The 16,972-nt window shown below is 68.2% G+C and carries 20 protein-coding genes; 9 read left to right on the forward strand and 11 right to left on the reverse strand.

The annotated features are described in order from the left end of the window. Window positions 1–38: 38 nt before the first annotated feature. Both HGB39_RS25515 and ppgK read right to left on the reverse strand, forming a co-directional pair. Entirely contained in the window at window positions 39–1,412 is a 1,374-nt protein-coding gene (locus HGB39_RS25515) for an RNA polymerase sigma factor (protein WP_005569767.1), read from the reverse strand. A 121-nt stretch (window positions 1,413–1,533) separates the two neighbouring features. Further along, entirely contained in the window at window positions 1,534–2,286 is a 753-nt protein-coding gene (ppgK, locus tag HGB39_RS25520) for a polyphosphate--glucose phosphotransferase (protein ID WP_005569766.1), read from the reverse strand. Window positions 2,287–2,442: 156 nt separating this feature from the next. Between ppgK and HGB39_RS25525 the strand changes: the two genes are divergently transcribed. Beyond that, window positions 2,443–3,345 (forward strand): inositol monophosphatase family protein, encoded by a 903-nt coding sequence (locus HGB39_RS25525; protein WP_050998577.1) that lies wholly within the window; start codon window positions 2,443–2,445, stop codon window positions 3,343–3,345. A gap of 7 nt (window positions 3,346–3,352) precedes the next feature. Here the strand turns inward: HGB39_RS25525 and cei are convergent, their stop codons facing one another. Continuing rightward, window positions 3,353–4,042, reverse strand: a complete 690-nt coding sequence (gene cei, locus HGB39_RS25530; protein ID WP_005240849.1) for an envelope integrity protein Cei — start codon at window positions 4,040–4,042, stop codon at window positions 3,353–3,355. A 480-nt stretch (window positions 4,043–4,522) separates the two neighbouring features. On the opposite strand from cei, the gene HGB39_RS25535 reads away from it, so the two are divergent. Then, window positions 4,523–4,825: a DUF4193 domain-containing protein gene (locus HGB39_RS25535; protein ID WP_005240850.1), complete on the forward strand. Its 303-nt coding sequence runs from the start codon at window positions 4,523–4,525 to the stop codon at window positions 4,823–4,825. 45 nt (window positions 4,826–4,870) lie between these two features. Here the strand turns inward: HGB39_RS25535 and HGB39_RS25540 are convergent, their stop codons facing one another. Beyond that, window positions 4,871–5,341: a DUF3093 domain-containing protein gene (locus HGB39_RS25540; protein WP_005569764.1), complete on the reverse strand. Its 471-nt coding sequence runs from the start codon at window positions 5,339–5,341 to the stop codon at window positions 4,871–4,873. Between the two features lie 86 nt (window positions 5,342–5,427). Between HGB39_RS25540 and dut the strand changes: the two genes are divergently transcribed. Beyond that, window positions 5,428–5,949 carry a dUTP diphosphatase gene (gene dut / locus HGB39_RS25545; protein WP_005569763.1) on the forward strand — a complete coding sequence of 174 codons (522 nt, stop codon included), beginning with the start codon at window positions 5,428–5,430 and terminating at the stop codon, window positions 5,947–5,949. Between the two features lie 2 nt (window positions 5,950–5,951). Then, window positions 5,952–6,803: a DUF3710 domain-containing protein gene (locus tag HGB39_RS25550; protein ID WP_168442954.1), complete on the forward strand. Its 852-nt coding sequence runs from the start codon at window positions 5,952–5,954 to the stop codon at window positions 6,801–6,803. Between the two features lie 23 nt (window positions 6,804–6,826). On the opposite strand, the gene HGB39_RS25555 is transcribed toward HGB39_RS25550, so the two are convergent. Further along, window positions 6,827–7,540, reverse strand: a complete 714-nt coding sequence (locus tag HGB39_RS25555) for an alpha/beta fold hydrolase (RefSeq protein WP_043793458.1) — start codon at window positions 7,538–7,540, stop codon at window positions 6,827–6,829. 136 nt (window positions 7,541–7,676) lie between these two features. Here HGB39_RS25555 and HGB39_RS25560 point away from each other — a divergent pair, with 136 nt between their 5' ends. Continuing rightward, on the forward strand, window positions 7,677–8,054 hold the full coding sequence (locus HGB39_RS25560) for an OB-fold nucleic acid binding domain-containing protein (RefSeq protein ID WP_005240856.1): 378 nt from the start codon (window positions 7,677–7,679) through the stop codon (window positions 8,052–8,054). Between the two features lie 28 nt (window positions 8,055–8,082). Beyond that, entirely contained in the window at window positions 8,083–8,763 is a 681-nt protein-coding gene (locus HGB39_RS25565; protein ID WP_005573330.1) for a DUF3159 domain-containing protein, read from the forward strand. A gap of 71 nt (window positions 8,764–8,834) precedes the next feature. Here the strand turns inward: HGB39_RS25565 and HGB39_RS25570 are convergent, their stop codons facing one another. From HGB39_RS25570 to HGB39_RS25580, 3 genes are read right to left on the reverse strand one after another with little or no spacing between them, the layout of a single operon-like run. Further along, window positions 8,835–9,134 carry a GNAT family N-acetyltransferase gene (locus tag HGB39_RS25570; protein WP_005573331.1) on the reverse strand — a complete coding sequence of 100 codons (300 nt, stop codon included), beginning with the start codon at window positions 9,132–9,134 and terminating at the stop codon, window positions 8,835–8,837. Between the two features lie 35 nt (window positions 9,135–9,169). Beyond that, the gene (locus HGB39_RS25575) at window positions 9,170–9,829 is read right to left on the reverse strand and encodes a potassium channel family protein (RefSeq protein WP_005240868.1); all 660 of its coding nucleotides are present in this window, start codon (window positions 9,827–9,829) and stop codon (window positions 9,170–9,172) included. A gap of 48 nt (window positions 9,830–9,877) precedes the next feature. Continuing rightward, the gene (locus HGB39_RS25580) at window positions 9,878–10,543 is read right to left on the reverse strand and encodes a potassium channel family protein (RefSeq protein ID WP_005263967.1); all 666 of its coding nucleotides are present in this window, start codon (window positions 10,541–10,543) and stop codon (window positions 9,878–9,880) included. Window positions 10,544–10,705: 162 nt separating this feature from the next. On the opposite strand from HGB39_RS25580, the gene HGB39_RS25585 reads away from it, so the two are divergent. The 3 genes from HGB39_RS25585 to HGB39_RS25595 all read left to right on the forward strand — a co-directional run bounded on the left by HGB39_RS25585 (window position 10,706) and on the right by HGB39_RS25595 (window position 14,518). Beyond that, window positions 10,706–12,700 carry an APC family permease gene (locus tag HGB39_RS25585; protein ID WP_043793459.1) on the forward strand — a complete coding sequence of 665 codons (1,995 nt, stop codon included), beginning with the start codon at window positions 10,706–10,708 and terminating at the stop codon, window positions 12,698–12,700. Between the two features lie 13 nt (window positions 12,701–12,713). Continuing rightward, on the forward strand, window positions 12,714–13,982 hold the full coding sequence (locus HGB39_RS25590; RefSeq protein ID WP_064081013.1) for a class I SAM-dependent RNA methyltransferase: 1,269 nt from the start codon (window positions 12,714–12,716) through the stop codon (window positions 13,980–13,982). A 77-nt stretch (window positions 13,983–14,059) separates the two neighbouring features. After that, window positions 14,060–14,518: a MarR family winged helix-turn-helix transcriptional regulator gene (locus HGB39_RS25595; protein ID WP_037207097.1), complete on the forward strand. Its 459-nt coding sequence runs from the start codon at window positions 14,060–14,062 to the stop codon at window positions 14,516–14,518. Here HGB39_RS25595 and HGB39_RS25600 read toward each other — a convergent pair. The 3 genes from HGB39_RS25600 to HGB39_RS25610 are packed head-to-tail and all read right to left on the reverse strand — an operon-like array spanning window position 14,515 to window position 16,972. Continuing rightward, on the reverse strand, window positions 14,515–15,177 hold the full coding sequence (locus HGB39_RS25600; protein ID WP_005573449.1) for an SIMPL domain-containing protein: 663 nt from the start codon (window positions 15,175–15,177) through the stop codon (window positions 14,515–14,517). The two genes, HGB39_RS25595 and HGB39_RS25600, sit on opposite strands and share 4 nt — an antisense overlap. Further along, window positions 15,174–16,013, reverse strand: a complete 840-nt coding sequence (locus tag HGB39_RS25605) for an ABC transporter permease (protein ID WP_005263974.1) — start codon at window positions 16,011–16,013, stop codon at window positions 15,174–15,176. Before HGB39_RS25605 ends, HGB39_RS25600 begins: the two co-directional genes overlap by 4 nt. Beyond that, entirely contained in the window at window positions 16,010–16,972 is a 963-nt protein-coding gene (locus HGB39_RS25610) for a daunorubicin resistance protein DrrA family ABC transporter ATP-binding protein (RefSeq protein ID WP_005573448.1), read from the reverse strand. The genes HGB39_RS25605 and HGB39_RS25610 overlap by 4 nt, the downstream gene beginning before the upstream one ends.

Here is a 16,972-nt window from a genome sequence, read left to right on the forward strand (position 1 = left end):
GGACTCGCTCGGAGTCCGGGGGCATCGAGGTGTGTTCGTCAGTCCAGGTAGTCGCGCAGCACCTGCGACCGGGACGGGTGGCGCAGCTTCGACATGGTCTTGGACTCGATCTGACGGATGCGCTCACGCGTGACCCCGTAGACCTGTCCGATCTCGTCGAGGGTGCGGGGCTGTCCGTCGGTCAGGCCGAAGCGCAGGCGCACGACGCCCGCTTCACGCTCGGAGAGCGTCTCCAGCACCGACTGCAGCTGATCCTGCAGGAGGGTGAACGACACGGCGTCGACGGCCACGACGGCCTCGGAGTCCTCGATGAAGTCGCCGAGCTGGCTGTCGCCCTCGTCGCCGATCGTCTGGTCGAGGGAGATGGGCTCACGAGCGTACTGCTGGATCTCCAGCACCTTCTCGGGCGTGATGTCCATTTCCTTGGCGAGCTCTTCGGGAGTGGGCTCACGGCCCAGGTCCTGCAGGAGTTCACGCTGGATGCGGCCGAGCTTGTTGATGACCTCCACCATGTGCACCGGGATGCGGATGGTGCGGGCCTGGTCGGCCATCGCGCGGGTGATGGCCTGACGGATCCACCACGTGGCGTAGGTCGAGAACTTGTAGCCCTTGGTGTAGTCGAACTTCTCGACGGCACGGATGAGGCCCAGGTTGCCTTCCTGGATCAGGTCGAGGAACGCCATGCCGCGGCCGGTGTAGCGCTTGGCCAGCGACACGACGAGGCGGAGGTTCGCCTCGAGGAGGTGGTTCTTGGCGCGGTTGCCGTCGCGGCAGATCCAGCTCATGTCCCGGCGCTGGGCGGCGGGGAGCTTCTCTCCGGAATCGGACAGCTCCTGCATGATCTGGGTCGCGTAGAGCCCGGCCTCGATCCGCTTGGCGAGCTCGACCTCCTCTTCGGCGTTGAGGAGGGCGACCTTGCCTATCTGCTTCAGGTAGGCGCGGACCGAGTCGGCGGACGCGGTCAGTTCGGCGTCCTTGCGGGCCTGGCGGAGCGCTTCGGACTCCTCCTCGTCCCACACGAAGTCGCCGGAGGCCTTGTCCTTCTCGGACGGCTCCTCGGTCTCCTCGTCCTCGCCGACTGCGACGACCTCGACGACGTCGGACTCGACCTCGGCGAGGTCGCCCTCGGTGATGTCGATGTCCTCCATGTCGGCGGAGTCTTCGTCGACGTCCTCGCCGTCCGCGCCCTTACCGGCCGTGGCCTTCTTGCCGCCCGCCTTCTTCGCTGCCGCCTTCTTGGCGGGAGCCTTCTTCGCTGCTGCCTTCTTGGCGGGAGCCTTCTTGGCCGCCGGCTTCTTCGCGGGAGCTTCCTCGGCTGCCGGAGCAGTGCCGGTGGCTGCCGCTCCGACTGGTGCTTCCGGTCCTGACTCCGAAGTCGAATCAGCAGTCTGACGTGTATCGGTGGCTGCCACGTACGCCCTTTCGTGACGGTGTCGTGCGGCGTCACGCCAGAGTGGTCATCCGGCGGAGAGGTCTACTGGTTTCGCCGGCGCGCAGCCGGGCTCTTCCATTGTAACGACCCATCCGAATTAGTTACGGAGCGATGCCCGTTTCCATTGCGAGCGCAGCACCGACGATGCCCGCCGTATTCAGGAGCGCAGCAGGTACGACGGGTGTCCTGTTGGTCAGATGCGGGATCCACTTCTCGTTCTTCCGGCTGATTCCGCCGCCGGCGATGAACAGATCCGGCCACAGTAGGTTCTCGAACCGGGTGAGGACACGGCTCACCTCGCCGGCCCATTCCTTGTACGACAGATCCTTCTTCTCCTTGACCGAGGACGCCGCCCGATGCTCGGCTTCCTTGCCGTCCACCTCCATGTGCCCGAACTCGGTGTTGGGAAGCAGGACGCCGTCGTGGAGGATCGCCGAGCCGATGCCGGTGCCGAACGTGAGGAGGATGACGACACCCTTCGCGTCTTTGCCGGCGCCGAGCGCGTCCTCCGCTATCCCCGCCGCATCCGCGTCGTTGAGGACGGTGACGAGCCGGCCGCCGAGTGCGTCGGAGAACAGCGCGCGGGCGTCCGTCCCGATCCACTTCTTGTCGATGTTGGCGGCCGATCGCGCCACACCGCCGGTGACGACGCTCGGCAGCGTGATACCGACCGGTCCGTCCCATTCCGCCTGGCGGATGATCTCGGCGACGGTCTCCGCGACCGCTTCCGGGGTGGACGGCTGGGGAGTGAGGAGCTTGATCCGGTCCCCGACCAGCTGGCCCGTCTCGAGATCCACGACGCCACCCTTGACGCCACTGCCTCCGACGTCGACACCGAACCCCGTTTTGGTCATGGCGTGTGCTCCTTCGTGTCGACGACGACGTGTTCTCCGGCGCAGTTCTGCTGCCCGTCACACTAGTGTGTCGACGCGTGTTCGGTGGGCGATGACACCAGCTGTGCGAAACGTCAGCGGTGGTGTGAGGCAGCGAAAGTGTGTTCCGATGGGTGGGTGCATGCACCCCAGAGTTCAGAGTCCGCACCAGGCCACGTCGGCACCGATCCCAGGCGACTACTCGAGGTAGCCGTGGCGGTGGCCGAGGAGGCCGCCGCCCACGTCCGGGCGCGACGGCCCGAGGTCTTCGGAATCGTCGGCAAGCGAGCGGGATCCGGCGATTCCGTCGCGTCGAAGAGCACCCCGACCGACCCGGTCACGGTGGTCGACACCGAGAGCGAGCAGGTCATCCGCGACCGGCTCGCGGAGCTTCGCCCCGACGACGCGATCCTCGGCGAAGAAGGTGGGGGAGAGGAGGATTCCGTCGCCGAGGTGCGGTGGATCGTGGATCCGATCGACGGCACCGTGAACTTTCTGTACGGCGTCCCCGCGTACGCGGTCTCCGTGGCCGCCCAGATCGACGGCGTGTCCGTCGCCGGGGCCGTGGTCGACGTGGCGGCCCGATCGACCTACGCGGCGGCACGTGGCGGCGGGGCGACCCTCACCGACGCGGACGGGCGGGTGAGCGACCTCCGGTGCAACCCGGTCACCGACGTGTCGATGGCGTTGCTCGCCACCGGATTCGGGTACGGCGCGGCGCGGCGCAAGGCACAGGGCGCCCTCATCGCGGACATCCTGCCGAGGGTGCGCGACATCCGCCGGATCGGTTCGGCGGCCCTCGATCTGTGCATGGTTGCGGCCGGTCGTGTCGACGCTCATTTCGAACACGGGCTGAGCCCGTGGGACTGGGCCGCGGGGTCGCTGATCGCGACCGAGGCGGGGGCCCGCGTACGCATCCCTTCCCCGCAGACGTCGAGCGCGGACGGCGAAGTGGTGGTGGCCGCGGCCCCCGGCATCGCCGACGCCCTGGACGCGCTGTTCGCCGGGATCGGGGTGGACGCCCCGATCCCGGAACGGTGACCGCCGGTCAGCAGCGGGCGGTGCGCGCCGCCTTCAACAGGTCGATGTCGAGGGGGGCGGGCTGGCTTCCGGGCGGCGGATCCTTCAGGGACCGCAGGACCTCTTCGGCGTCGGTGTTCGGCGAGATCTTGCGGAAGTAGGTGCCGAGCGCGAGGTCGACCGTGTCGTCGGTGCGGGTGTCCTGGATGAGTTCGGCACATGGGGCCACCAGCCAGAGTGCGCTCGCGGCGGCGGCGCCGTTGGGTCCGAATCGCAGCTGCCCCTGGCACTGCATGTTCTGGTCTACGTAGACCGGGTCGTTGCCCGCCTGGACGTCGGGCGCGCTCGCGAACCCGTAGTCGCTGAGCTGTGCGGCCACCTGCGCCGCCTGGCCGTGCTCGCCGTTGGCGTTGAACACGCGGACCTTCGTGGCGGACAGCGCGGCAGGCTCCACGTCCCGCAGGGTCGAACCGTCGACCTTCTCACCCAGTGCCTGCTGCGGCGGGGCGGCGGGGTCGACGGGTTGCGCGGCGGGCTGGGGAGGGTTGCAGTCGACCGTGGTGGCCAGATCCTCGTCGTCGCCGAGGACGCCGATCCATACGACGGCGCCGAGCAGGGCGAGGACCGCGAACACCACGAGGATCGGCATCGCCCGCCGCCGCCGGAACGGACGACCCTTGTCGTCGAGCGGGCTGCCTTCGGTGATCAGTGAAACCACAGTGTGCCTCGACCTCTCCTACGAACTGCGCTTCGTACGTTGCACCCGTGCAGCGCACCGATACAGGGCCCGGCCACACGTCGTGGCGCAGGTTCGGCACCTACCTTAGATCCCTGGCACGTCATAACCCCGAACCCGTCCCCGTTGTGGAATGTCACAGCTTGCTGTGGTGTTGGTGACGATTAGCAGACAATTTGCGCGATCGGTCGATTCGGTTACGACTTTTGTACTTCCTTCGGCTACTGTCTGGCGGCCCCAGTCGTTCAAAGCGTGCAGAACGAGGGTCGGCAGAAGATGACAAAAGAGGCGTAGATCATGTTTCCGGGGCGTGGTTCCGGGCACGAACCCATTCGCTGCAGCGTTGTGCAGCCGCGGGGTGTGATCTGCGCCGAGGCGGTTTTCGTGTGGGCGGTCGACCAACAATCGGTTCGACGTACCGCACGGGCCGGGATACACCGAAGAGGATGAGGGGAAGGCGACATGGCAACTGACTACGACGCACCGCGGCGAACAGAGTCCGACGAGGTTTCGGAGGATTCACTGGAGGAACTGAAGGCGCGACGCAACGAGGCTCAGTCGGCTGTTGTCGACGTCGACGAGTCCGACACCGCGGAATCGTTCGAACTGCCCGGCGCGGATCTGTCCGGTGAAGAGCTCTCGGTGCGGGTCGTGCCGAAGCAGGCCGACGAATTCACGTGTTCGAGCTGTTTCCTGGTGCACCACCGCAGCCGACTCGCCAGCGACGCGGGCGGAGTGCTGGTGTGCAGGGACTGCGCGGCCTGAGCGGCGGCGAGTACGAGAGGCGGACGGTGGGAGGCCACCGTCCGATCAGTCTCCGTCCGCCTGCGGGCGGGGACGGTTGACGGCGGCCAGCAGCTCGGCCGGCCGTCGTGTACTGATCAACCAGTAGGGGGTCGGGTCCTCGGGGTCGTCGAGCACGATCAGTGCCATCGGCTTGACCCACACCCGGTGTTGCACGAACGCGGCGGGGTCGAGCTGACGACCGAGAGCCGCGCTCTTCGCCGAACCGGGCACTTCGGCGACCCGCGCGATGACGTCCAGCGGCAGATGCGCCTGGCCGACCCGCAGGTGGACACCGTTCGGTTCCTCGACGACCTCGACGCGGAGTCGGCTGAGCCAGACGAGTCCCCACACGGGCAGGGGAAGCAGAAGTACGTACGGCAGCCAGGCGCGCAGACCCGGCGCACCCATGTGCACCTCCGCGGCGAGCAGACCGGCGACGAACAAGCCCACTGCCCACCACCAGACGGGCACCCACAGGCGCTCGGAGTACAGCACGGGCGAGGTGTTATCGGTGGGCGCGACTTCGGGCCGGGACGTTTGTGACACCCGACCAGGATAGTCGGTGTCTGAGAGTAGGCTCGGTGCACGTGAGCGACCTATCTCCCGGCCTTTCTCCCGCCGCGACCCCCGTCCTTCCGCCCGTCGCCCTCCAGCGGCTGGACCCCGACATTCCGGTACCGCAGCGTGCGCACGACGGCGACGCCGGTGTCGACCTGTGCAGCACCATCGATGTGACCATCGAGCCGGGGCGCCGGGTCCTCGTCGGAACCGGCATCGCGATCGCGCTGCCGCTGGGCACGGTCGGGCTTATCCATCCCCGCTCCGGGCTGGCCGCAAAATCGGGTCTGTCGGTGGTCAACACCCCCGGCACCATCGATGCCGGGTACCGCGGCGAGATCAAGGTGTGCCTGATCAATCACGACCTCGAGACCCCGATCGAGATCCGCCGGGGCGACCGGATCGCCCAACTGCTCGTCCAGCGGGTCGAACTGGTGTCGTTCGTCGAGGTCCCGTCGCTCGACGGCACCACCCGCGGCAGTGACGGACACGGGTCGAGCGGAGGCCACGCGAGCCTCGTCGGCAATGCCAGTGAAGGAGCCTGATCATGTTCGGACGTCGTAAGAAGAAGGAAGCCGAGGACGACCGGCCCGGTTTCTTCGAGGACGCCGAGACGGACGCCGAGGCCGGCGACGCCGACGCGGACTACGAGGACGACTACGACGCCGTGACCGAGGTGGACGGCGGTCCGTACGACGCCGACGACCTCGAGTCGGGCGCCGACCTCACCGTCGGTGAGGTGGGAACCCGCCTCGACCTCGGTTCCGTGCTCGTCCCGATGCCGCAGGGCGCCCAGTTGCAGGTCGAGATGGCGCCTGACGGGTCGCCGCAGGCCGTGCATCTCGTCACCCAGCACGGGCGCATCACGGTGGCCGCGTACGCCGCCCCGAAGTCTCCGGGCCAGTGGCGGGAAGTCGCGGGCGACCTCGCAGAATCGCTGCGCAACGACAACGCGACGGTGAGCGTCGAGAGCGGACCGTGGGGACGCGAGGTCTTCGCCGTCACCCCGAACGCCGACCTGCGCTTCATCGGCGTCGATGGCTACCGGTGGATGGTGCGCTGCGTGGTCGCGGGACCGAGCGGTGGCAACACGGCCGACTCGGAGCTCGTCGCGACCGCCAGGGCGATCCTGCGCGACACCGTCGTGAAGCGGGGCAACGAGCCGAACCCGGTGCGAACGCCGCTGCCGGTGGTCCTGCCCGAGGCCCTCGCCCAGCAGCTGGCCGCCGCTCACCAGCAGCAGCTGGCGCAGCAGCAGGGTGCCGCTCCGCAGCAGCCCGCGCCGCAGCAGCCGGCTCCGGCGGGTCCGCCGGGCGAGCAGCAGGCGCCCCCCGCGGAGGCACCGCCGCAGCAGCGTCGCGGCGAATCGGGTTCGGCGATGCAGCAACTCGGTCGCTGATCCCGGTCCCGGAGATTCGACGCTCAGGTCCTGTGCAGTACCGAGTCGAGTGCATCGAGACTGGCGTAGCCGAGAATCGCCGGGTCGGCGCCGATCTCGTCCAGCGACATCGTGACGAGGCCCGCGTGCGGTAGTCGTTCGGACCACTCGTGGGCGACCTCGAGGGGATGCACGGCGTCGTCGGTGGCGGCGGCGATCCCCACCGGCACCGTGATGCGCTCGAGGTCGCCGACACCGGGGGCGTGGTACTGGGACGCCTCGTCCAGTGCGGCGGGAAGGTGCGGCCACTGCGATCGCCACGATTTCGCCAGTTCCCGGCCCAGCCAGGGCGGGCTGGAGGCGATCATCTCGGCAGTGACCTGTTCGAGGCCGTCCGCCCGCAGCCGGGCCGCGGTGAACCGGGCGCTGGCGGCGGCGGGAGCGTCCGCGGCGGTCCCGGTCCACGCGGGCAGTGCCGCGAGGACGCCCGCGACGCGATCCGGGTGTGATCCTGCCCACTGCAGTGCCACGGCGGCCCCGATGGAGACCCCTCCGACGAGGATGCGCCCGTGCCGGGCGGCCGCGGCGTCGAGCGCGTCGACGTAGCTTTCGACGACTCGCCGGGGGTCGGGTTCGACTGCAGCCGTGCGCACTCCACGGCAGGTCAGGGGCTCGGTGAAGGCGCGGGCCACGAAGTCCGCGTCGGATCCCGTACCCGGGAGCACAACGGCAACGGAGGGACGGTCATCAGAGGGCATGTGACGATCCTGCCTCGTCCCTCACGGTGCTCCTCCGGTGGTGTGGTTGCCGGGAACCAATGGGTCTACAGTGGCGAATACACAGCCCTACGAGCGGCGCGAAGATCTCGCGTCGCACATGCTCCAGGAGCGCGCAATGGCACCCGCCACGGCAGGATATTTTCGTCGGCTGACTCGCAGGCTCACCGAGGACCTCGAGCAGCTGGACGCCGAGGAAATGGCCGAGACGTCTCAGGCGTCCGGCGCACAACGTGCCTGCGACTGCAGCCGCGGCGAAGAGGTCACCATGCTGGGACGGCTCCGTAGTGTCGAAGCCTGTCCGAAGTCCGGGAACGCCAGCATCGAAGCCGAATTCTTCGACGGCACGGAACAGATCAAGTTGGTGTGGATCGGCCGGCGGAGGATTCCGGGTATCGAGCCGGGCAAGACTCTGCTGGTTCGTGGACGTGTCGGCGAACGCGACGGCCAGAAGGTGATCTTCAACCCGTATTACGAGTTGCGCGGCGAATCGTAGGGGCCGCCCCATGTGGCACTCTCGTTGAGTGACCGAAACGAAGCAGCAATCCATACTCGAACAGCTCGGTGGGATCAGCGGGCTGATCTATTCGACCCTGCCCATCCTGGTCTTCGTTCCGGTCAACGGTGTGTGGGGCCTGGGTCCGGCGATCTGGGCGGCCCTCGGTGTCGCCGTCGCCATTCTCCTCTGGCGCCTCGTCCGCCACAGCCCCATCCAGCCCGCGGTGTCCGGGTTCTTCGGCGTCGGCATCTCCGCGTTCATCGCCTACCGCACGGGCGATGCCAAGGGATACTTCCTGTTCGGGATCTACACGAGCCTCGCGTACGGAGCGGTGTTCTTGCTCTCGATTCTGGTGCGCTGGCCGATCGTCGGCCTGATCTGGGGATTCCTCAACGGCCACGGCAACCTCTGGCGGCGCCATCGTGGCGCGGTACGGGCCTACGACGTGGCCACTGGCGCCTGGGCGCTGGTGTTCGCGGCCCGCTACCTCGTGCAGTCGCAACTTTACGAATCGGACCAGACCGGGTGGCTCGCGTTCGCGCGCATCGCGATGGGCTGGCCGTTGGCGGGATTGGCGCTCCTGGTGACGATCTGGGCTGTGCGCCGGGCTGACCGGATCGTCGAACCGGGACCCTCCGACGAGGCCGGCGAACCGACGGACGACACGGAAGCAGGCGGCCCCCGGGACGAGCCCGGCCGCGCCTGAGCACGGCGCCCCTCGTAGGGGCCGCCGGGGGGCGCTGACCGGTTGTGCCGGAGACGAAGTCGCCGAACCGATCAGGCCACGAGGTCCTGGTACTCGGGATGCTTCGACACGAATTTCACGACGTACGGGCACACCGGGCGCACCCGCAGTCCACGGCGGCGCAGATCGTCCAGAGCCGCACTCACGAGCGTCCGGGCGAGTCCGAGTCCCTCGTACCGCGGATAGATCTCGGTGTGAACGAAAACGCGTACGTCCCCGTCGACTTCGTACTGCTCGATTCCCGCGAGTTCACCGTCGGCGTGGATCTCGTACCGGCTCTGCTGCGGGCTGTCGGTGACGACGATGCTCTCGGGTGTTGCGGTGGTACTCAACGGATCCTCCCGGGTGTCGATCGGTCCCCGCCGGGTCAGGAGAGCCCGACGGCCGCTCGAAGGTCGTCCTCGACGTCCACGGACGCGACGAACAGCAGTTCGTCGCCGCCCTCGAGCGGATCGTCCTGCTGCGGCACGATGACCCGTCCGCCGCGGAGGATGGTGACCAGGGCGGCGTCGCGGGGCAATTGCAGCTTGCGGACGGGTTTCCCGGCGAGCGGAGTGTTGTCGGGCAGCGTGACCTCGACGAGGTTGGCCTGCCCCTGGCGCAGCGTCATCAGCCGCACGAGATCGCCGACCGACACCGCCTCCTCCACCAGCGAGGCGAGCATCCGGGGGGTGGAGACGGCGACGTCGACTCCCCACGACTCGTCGAACAACCACTCGTTGCGGGGATCGTTGACGCGGGCCACCACTCGACTGACCCCGAACTCGGTCTTCGCGAGGAGGCTGAGGACCAGGTTGGCCTTGTCGTCACCGGTGGCCGCGATCACCACCTCGTAGGTTTCGAGGGACGCCGTTTCGAGGCTGCTCAGCTCGCACGCGTCGGCGTGGACCCAGGTCGCCTCGGGCACCGACTCCTGCTCGACGTGCTCGAGCTTGCGTTCGATCAGCATGACGTCGTGTTCGCTGCGGACCAGTTCGCGCGCGATCGAGCGTCCGACTGCGCCAGCTCCTGCGATTGCGACTCTCATCGATTGCTTCCGTTCGGGTGGTCGATCGTGAACATTCTCACTGCCGTCTCAGTCGTCCGAAGGCGGGGGATTGCCCGCGAGCGCGACGGCCTCGGCCACCGTTCCCGACACGGCCGCGATGTACACCTGGTCGTCGGCCTGGAAGACCGTCTTGCGGTCGGGAAGGACGCCGGTGCCGAAGCGGATGATGAACGCGACACGCGAATTCGTCGCCGCCTCGAGTTCGGCGACGGGCCTGCCGATCCAATCCTCGTGCAGGGACAACTCGGTGACCGCGACGGTCCCGGACGGATCGCGCCACTTGGCGGTCTGGCTGTCGCGGGTGAGGGTGTGCAGGAAGCGGTCCGTCGACCACGGGACGGTGGCGACGGTGGGGATCCCGAGCCGCTCGTACACAGCGGCACGCTTGGCGTCGTAGATCCGGGCGACGACGCGCTCCACGCCGAACGTTTCCCGGGCCACGCGTGCGGAAATGATGTTGGAGTTGTCTCCGGACGACACGGCGGCGAATGCCTCTGCGCGCTCGATACCGGACTTGACCAGCACGTCACGGTCGAATCCCATGCCGACGACGGTGCGTCCGGGGAAGTCGGGTTCGAGACGCAGGAATGCGGCAGGGTCGCGATCGATGACCGCGACCTCGTGGCCGATCCGGGTCAGCGAGCCAGCGAGGGATGAGCCGACCCGGCCGCATCCCATGATGACCACATACACCTTGTACTCCGTTCATGGGCTCTGGTGTCACGTCTCGAGTACGTGCGTACCGAATCGAACCGTACAGTGCCCAGGCGGAAGAGCAACCGAGACAGAGATCGCAATCCGGACACATTGGTGGGTGAGGGTCCAGGTTTTCTGCGGACGGCTTACGCTTTGGCAGTGTCAAAGCTCTCGACCGCCACAAAGCGGCTACTGCTAGGCAGACCCTTCCGGAGCGACAAGCTCGGGCACACGCTGCTTCCCAAGAGGATCGCCCTCCCGGTCTTCGCCTCCGATGCGATGTCGTCGGTGGCCTACGCACCCGAGGAAATCTTCCTGGTGCTGTCGGTGGCGGGCATCTCCGCCTACGCCTACACCCCCTGGATCGGACTTGCCGTCGCCGCGGTGATGGCGGTGGTGGTCGCCAGTTACCGGCAGAACGTGCACGCCTACCCGTCGGGCGGCGGCGACTACGAAGTCGCGACCGTCAATCTCGGTCCCAACGCGGGTCTGACCGTGGGCAGCGCCCTGCTGGTGGACTACGTCCTCACGGTCGCGGTCTCCATCTCGTCGGCCGCGTCCAACATCGGTTCGGCGGTGCCGTTCGTGGCCCAGCACAAGGTGCTGTTCGCGGTCGCGGCCATCGTGCTGCTGACTGCCATCAACCTGCGTGGCATCCGTGAATCCGGTGCCGCCTTCGCGATCCCGACATACGCGTTCATCGCCGGCATGGCCCTCATGCTGCTGTGGGGGTTCTTCCAGATCTTCGTCCTCGGCGACGACCTGCGCGCCGAATCGTCCGGATTCGAACTCGAAGCCGAGGACTCCCACCTGTACGGGATCGCGTTCGCGTTCCTGATCGCGCGGGCCTTCTCCTCCGGCTGTGCGGCACTGACCGGTGTGGAGGCGATCAGCAACGGTGTTCCCGCCTTCCAGAAGCCCAAGTCCCGCAACGCGGCCACCACGCTGCTGCTGCTGGGATCGATTGCCATCGTGCTCCTGATGGGCATCATCATCCTGGCCCAGAAGATCGGGATCGTGTACGCGCACAGCCCGGCCGAACAGCTGATCGGCGCCCCCGCCGGGTATCACCAGAAGACTCTGATCGCGCAGATCGCGGAGACGGTGTTCGGTGGTTTCCCCATCGGCTTCTATTTCATCGCCGTCGTGACGGCCCTGATCCTCGTGCTCGCCGCCAACACGGCCTTCAACGGGTTCCCCGTGCTCGGCTCGATCCTCGCGCAGGACCGCTACCTGCCCCGGCAGTTGCACACCCGCGGCGACCGACTGGCGTTCAGCAACGGCATTCTGTTCCTGTCCGGGGCGGCGATCGCGTTCGTCGTCCTGTTCGGCGCCGAGGTGACCAAGCTGATCCAGCTGTACATCGTCGGCGTGTTCGTCTCGTTCGTGCTGAGCCAGACGGGCATGATCCGGCACTGGACCCGGCACCTGACGACGGAGAACGACCCGGTTCAGCGCCGGCGGATGCACCGCTCCCGGGTGATCAACTCCATCGGCCTCGCCATGACCGGCGCCGTCCTGATCATCGTGCTCATCACGAAGTTCGCGGCAGGCGCCTGGATCGCGATCGTGGCCATGGTCGCCATCTTCGTGGTGATGAAGATGATCCGGAAGCACTACGACAGCGTCGCGCGGGAGCTCGAGGAACAGGAATGGGACGGGGTGCTGCCCAGCCGGACTCACTCCATCGTCCTCGTCTCCAAGCTGCACATGCCGACGATGCGCGCGCTCGCCTATGCCCGGGCCACACGGCCGGACACCCTCGAGGCGATTACGGTGAACGTCGACGAACCCGACACCCGGGCGCTCGTGCGCCAGTGGGAGAAGACCGACATCGCGGTGCCGCTCAAGGTGATCGAGTCGCCGTACCGCGAAATCACCAAACCCGTGCTCGACTACGTGCGGCGCGTCCGGAAGGACTCGCCGCGGGACGTCGTCACCGTGTTCATCCCCGAGTACGTGGTGGGGCACTGGTGGGAGCAGATCCTGCACAACCAGAGTGCGCTGCGGCTCAAGAGCCGCCTGCTGTTCCAGCCGGGTGTGATGGTCACCAGCGTTCCGTGGCAACTGAACTCGTCCGAGAAGGCGAAGACGCTGAACATCGAATACACGGCCGGGGCGTCACGCCGCGGCTACGAACCCGACGACAAGTGACGGGCGAGAAGCGTTGAGTGAGAACTGGTCGGACCGCCGCATCGAACTGCGGCTGGGAAATCCCGGGCACGGCGGTTTCGTCGTCGCCCGCCATGAGGGGCGCGTGGTCTTCGTCCGGCACGGACTGCCCGGCGAGCGGGTGATCGCCCTCGTCACCGAGGACCGCGGCGGGTCCTACTGCCGGGCCGACGCGATCGAGATCCTCGACGCGTCCCCGGAGCGGGTCACCCCGGTGTGCCCGGTGTCGGGTCCGGGCGGCGCGGGGTGTTGCGACTTCTCGCACGCGAGCCTGCACGTGCAGCGGGACATGAAGGCGCAGGTCGTGGCCGAGCAGTTGGCGCGGCTCGCGCGGGTGCAGCGGGACGTGGACGTCGAGGAACTGCCCGGCACCGGAGACGGCACCGGCTGGCGCACGCGGGTGCGGCTCGCCGTCGACCCGGACGGCCGCCCCGGCTATCACCGGCACCGCAGTTCCGGGATCGTCACGGACCTGGCGTGCCCGCAGATCGAGTCGGCCGCCTACGACGGTGTGAGCGAACACGATTGGAAGCCCGGCAGCGAGGTGCAGATCGTTCTCGACGGCGCGGGGGAGCGGCACGTGGTCGAGATCGCTCCGCCGAAGGTGTCGCGGACCGGCCGTACGAGTCGAGGGCGCCGCGGTGCCATGGCACGTCGCGCCGCCAGCGGTGCGCCGCGCGCCGAGCGGGTGGTCGTCGGATCGGGTCGCCCGGTGGAGCGGGTGCGCGACCGGGAATGGGCGCTGGCCGCCACCGGGTTCTGGCAGGCGCATCGCGGGGCCGCGGAAACGTATTCGGCCGTGGTCTCCGAATGGGCCGGGATGTCCGCGGGTGAGACCGCATGGGACCTGTACGGGGGAGTGGGTGTGTTCGCCGCCGCCCTCGCCGGCGGCGCTGGGCCGTCCGGGCACGTGGATTCCGTCGAGTCCTCGCGCCAGGCCGTCGCGGACGGGAAGGCGGCACTCTCCGACCTGCCGCAGGTGCGGTTCCACGCCGACCGGGTAGAGCGCGCCATCTCCGGGCTCGCCTCCCCGCCGCAGGTCGTGGTGCTCGATCCGCCGCGTGCGGGTGCCGGACGTGACGTGATCGGTGCGGTCGCCGCCGCGGGCGCCGAACGGGTCGTGCACGTGGGATGCGACCCGGCGTCGTTCGCCCGCGACATCGGTCTGTACCTCGCGCAGGGATATCATGTCGACGAGCTGCGCGCGTTCGATGCGTTCCCTCTCACCCACCACGTGGAGTGCATCGCGTTGCTGACGCGCTGACAGCGGCGCATCGTTACCGAACGCAACAAAACGTTATAGTCGGCCCGCAAGTAGTGGGTGTGTGGGACGGGGACTGGATGTCGGTACAGGCAGATACTGCGCAAGCGCTCGTCGATGCGGTGTTCGCACTCGGGCGGTCGCTGCGGGCGGTCGTCTCCGCGAGCGGCGAGACCCCTATCCCGCCGGCGCTGACGAGCGTGCTCTTCGTGCTCGCCGCGCGCGGGGAGTGCCGCCAGAACGAACTGGCCGCCGACCTGTGCGTCAGTCAGTCCTCGCTGAGCAGGCAGATTTCCGAACTGGTCGACGCGGGATACGTGTCGCGCGCCGCCGATCCTGACGACAAGCGTGCCTCCCGCATTCGGGTGTCGCCGAACGGGATGGACATTCTGCGCGAGACGACCGAGCGCCGGGCCGAACGGCTGCGCGGCATGCTCGAAGGCTGGTCCCAGGAACAGGCGCTCGCGGCGGTGACGTCGCTGACGCAGCTCAACGACACGTTCGCCGCGTCGGTCCAGCAGCGGGGCCCCCGGGCCTAGACGAGACGCCACCGCACGCGGACGTCGACCCGCGTCGGTTTCTCGCCGCGTTCGACTGCGATCGGGGAGTCGGCCGCCGCGAACGCCTTCGCGACCGGCCGCGGGGACACGTCACCGATGTCGACTTCCGCGATGTCGAGCACCTCGCCCAGCACACGACGCGACAGCGAGGCGTACTGCTCCGCCTTGGCGAGAGCATCGGCCCAGGCCCGGTCCCGGGCTGTCGCCGTCAGCGCGGCAGGATCGGCGAAGTCGAATTCGAGTCCGCCGAGACGGATGTCGTCGCCACCCGCGCCGACGCAGGCGGCCACCACCTGCGCCGGTGACGATGCGGACGCCCCGGCCTCGCGGACGGTGATCTGCAGCGTCGTCGCGGCGGTGTAGCCGGTCACCTCGCTGCCCCGGCCCTCGGTCCAGGTGGTCTCGGAGTGCACGGAGAGCCCGGTGGTCGCGAGGTCGGGCCCCGAGACGCCGTACCCGTGCAGGGTGTCCGTGACGGCGGTGGTGGACCGGGCGACGGCCTCGAACGCGTCGGCCACCGCGGGACGCGTCGCGGTCACGGTGACGGTGGCGCGGACGAGATCCGGAACCGCCGACACGATTCCGGATCCCCGCACCGTCACCGATCTCTCGGTGTGATCGGTGGCCGCCACCGTCACGACTTACGGTTGTACAGGCGCATCGTCAGTGGTCCGAAGATCACGACGAACCCGGCGCACCACCCGAACACGACGGCGAGATCCGCCATCTCCACCGTCCCGGCCATGAGCCCGCGGATGGACGTCACCAGCTTGCTGATCGGGTTGACGCCGACGAACGCCTGCAGCCAGCCCGGCATGGTCGCGGGGTCGACGAAGATGTTGCTGGCGAATGTCAGCGGAAACAGGATGAACATCGACACACCCATGACCGCCTGCTCGGTGCGCATGAGCATCGCGAACATCGTCCAGATCCAGGACAGGCTGAACGAGAACAGCAGCAGCAGGCCGATCGACGCCACCACACCGACGAGACCGCCGTCCGGGCGGAATCCCAGGACGAGCCCGAGGATCAGGACGATGATCGACGCGATCGTGTAGCGGACGACGTCACCGAGCAGCGCGCCGACGAGTGGGGACGGACGCCAGATCGGGAGCGACCGGAACCGGTCGAATACACCCTTCTCGATGTCCTTGTTGAGTGTCAGCCCGGTGTACATGGTGATCATGACGACCGTCTGCACGAGGATGCCCGGCAGAAGGAACTGCACGTAGGCACTGGTCGAACCGGCCAGCGCGCCGCCGAAGAGGTACGTGAACATCAACGTGAACATGATCGGGAACATCGTCACGTCGAACAGTTGCTCGGGCACGTGCTTGATCTTGAGCAGGGCTCGCCAGCCGAACGAGAGCGAGGTGGACCACGCGGTGGGTCTCGCGGGCCTCGGGCCGGGCATCTTCAGGACGTCGGCGACAGCGGTGGCGGTGTCGGCGGTCCGGTCGGTGGTGGAGGTCATGACGCATGCTCCTCGGTGGGTCGGCCGGTGAGGGAGAGGAAGACTTCGTCGAGGCTCGGTTGCCCCAATGCGAATGTGCTGACGGCGATTCCGGCGTCGTCGAGTGCGGGCAGCGCCCGCGAGACCCGGGCCGGGTCGTCGATACGGGCGGTGAGGGCGGCCGGATCGGCTTCTTCGGTGATCGGCACCTCGAGCACGTTCCTCAGCAGCGCTGCCGCCGCGGGACGGGTTGCGGTGTCGGTGACCCGCACGTGCAGGGCACCCGACCCGACGGAGGCCTTCAGTTCACCGGTGGTGCCCTCGGCGATCACCTTGCCGTGGTCGATGACTGCCACCCGGTCGGCGAGTTGATCGGCCTCGTCGAGGTACTGCGTGGTCAGCAGAACCGTCGTGCCGCCGGCCACCAGTGCGCGGACGATCTCCCACACCTGATTGCGACTGCGCGGGTCGAGACCGGTGGTGGGCTCGTCGAGGAAGACCATCTCCGGAGTGACGATGATGCTCGCCGCGATGTCGAGCCTCCGGCGCATACCGCCGGAGTAGTTCTTCACCTGCCGGTTGCCTGCCTCGTCGAGCCCGAAGGCGGACAGCAGCTGTTCGGACCGGGTGCGGGCCGCCGCGCGGGAGTACCCGTACAGCCGGCCGAGCAGCAACAGATTCTCGCTGCCCGTCAGATCCTCGTCGAGCGAGGCGAACTGTCCCGTGAGTGAAACCTTGCTGCGCACGGCGTCCGGTTCGCTCGCGACGTCGTGCCCCAGCACGGTGGCCGTTCCACCGTCGAGGGGCAGGAGCGTGGCCAGCATCCGGATCGCGGTGGTCTTGCCCGCGCCGTTCGGTCCGAGGACGCCGTACACGCCCCCGAGGGGGACGGCCAGATCCAGGCCGTCGACCGCGTGGGTGGATCCGAACGTCTTGACGAGTCCCGTCGTCTCGATGGCCAGCTTTGTCGCTGAGAGCAT

The sequence above is a fragment of the Rhodococcus opacus genome (genome assembly GCF_012396235.1).
GTDB classification, from domain to species: Bacteria; Actinomycetota; Actinomycetes; order Mycobacteriales; family Mycobacteriaceae; genus Rhodococcus_F; species Rhodococcus_F opacus.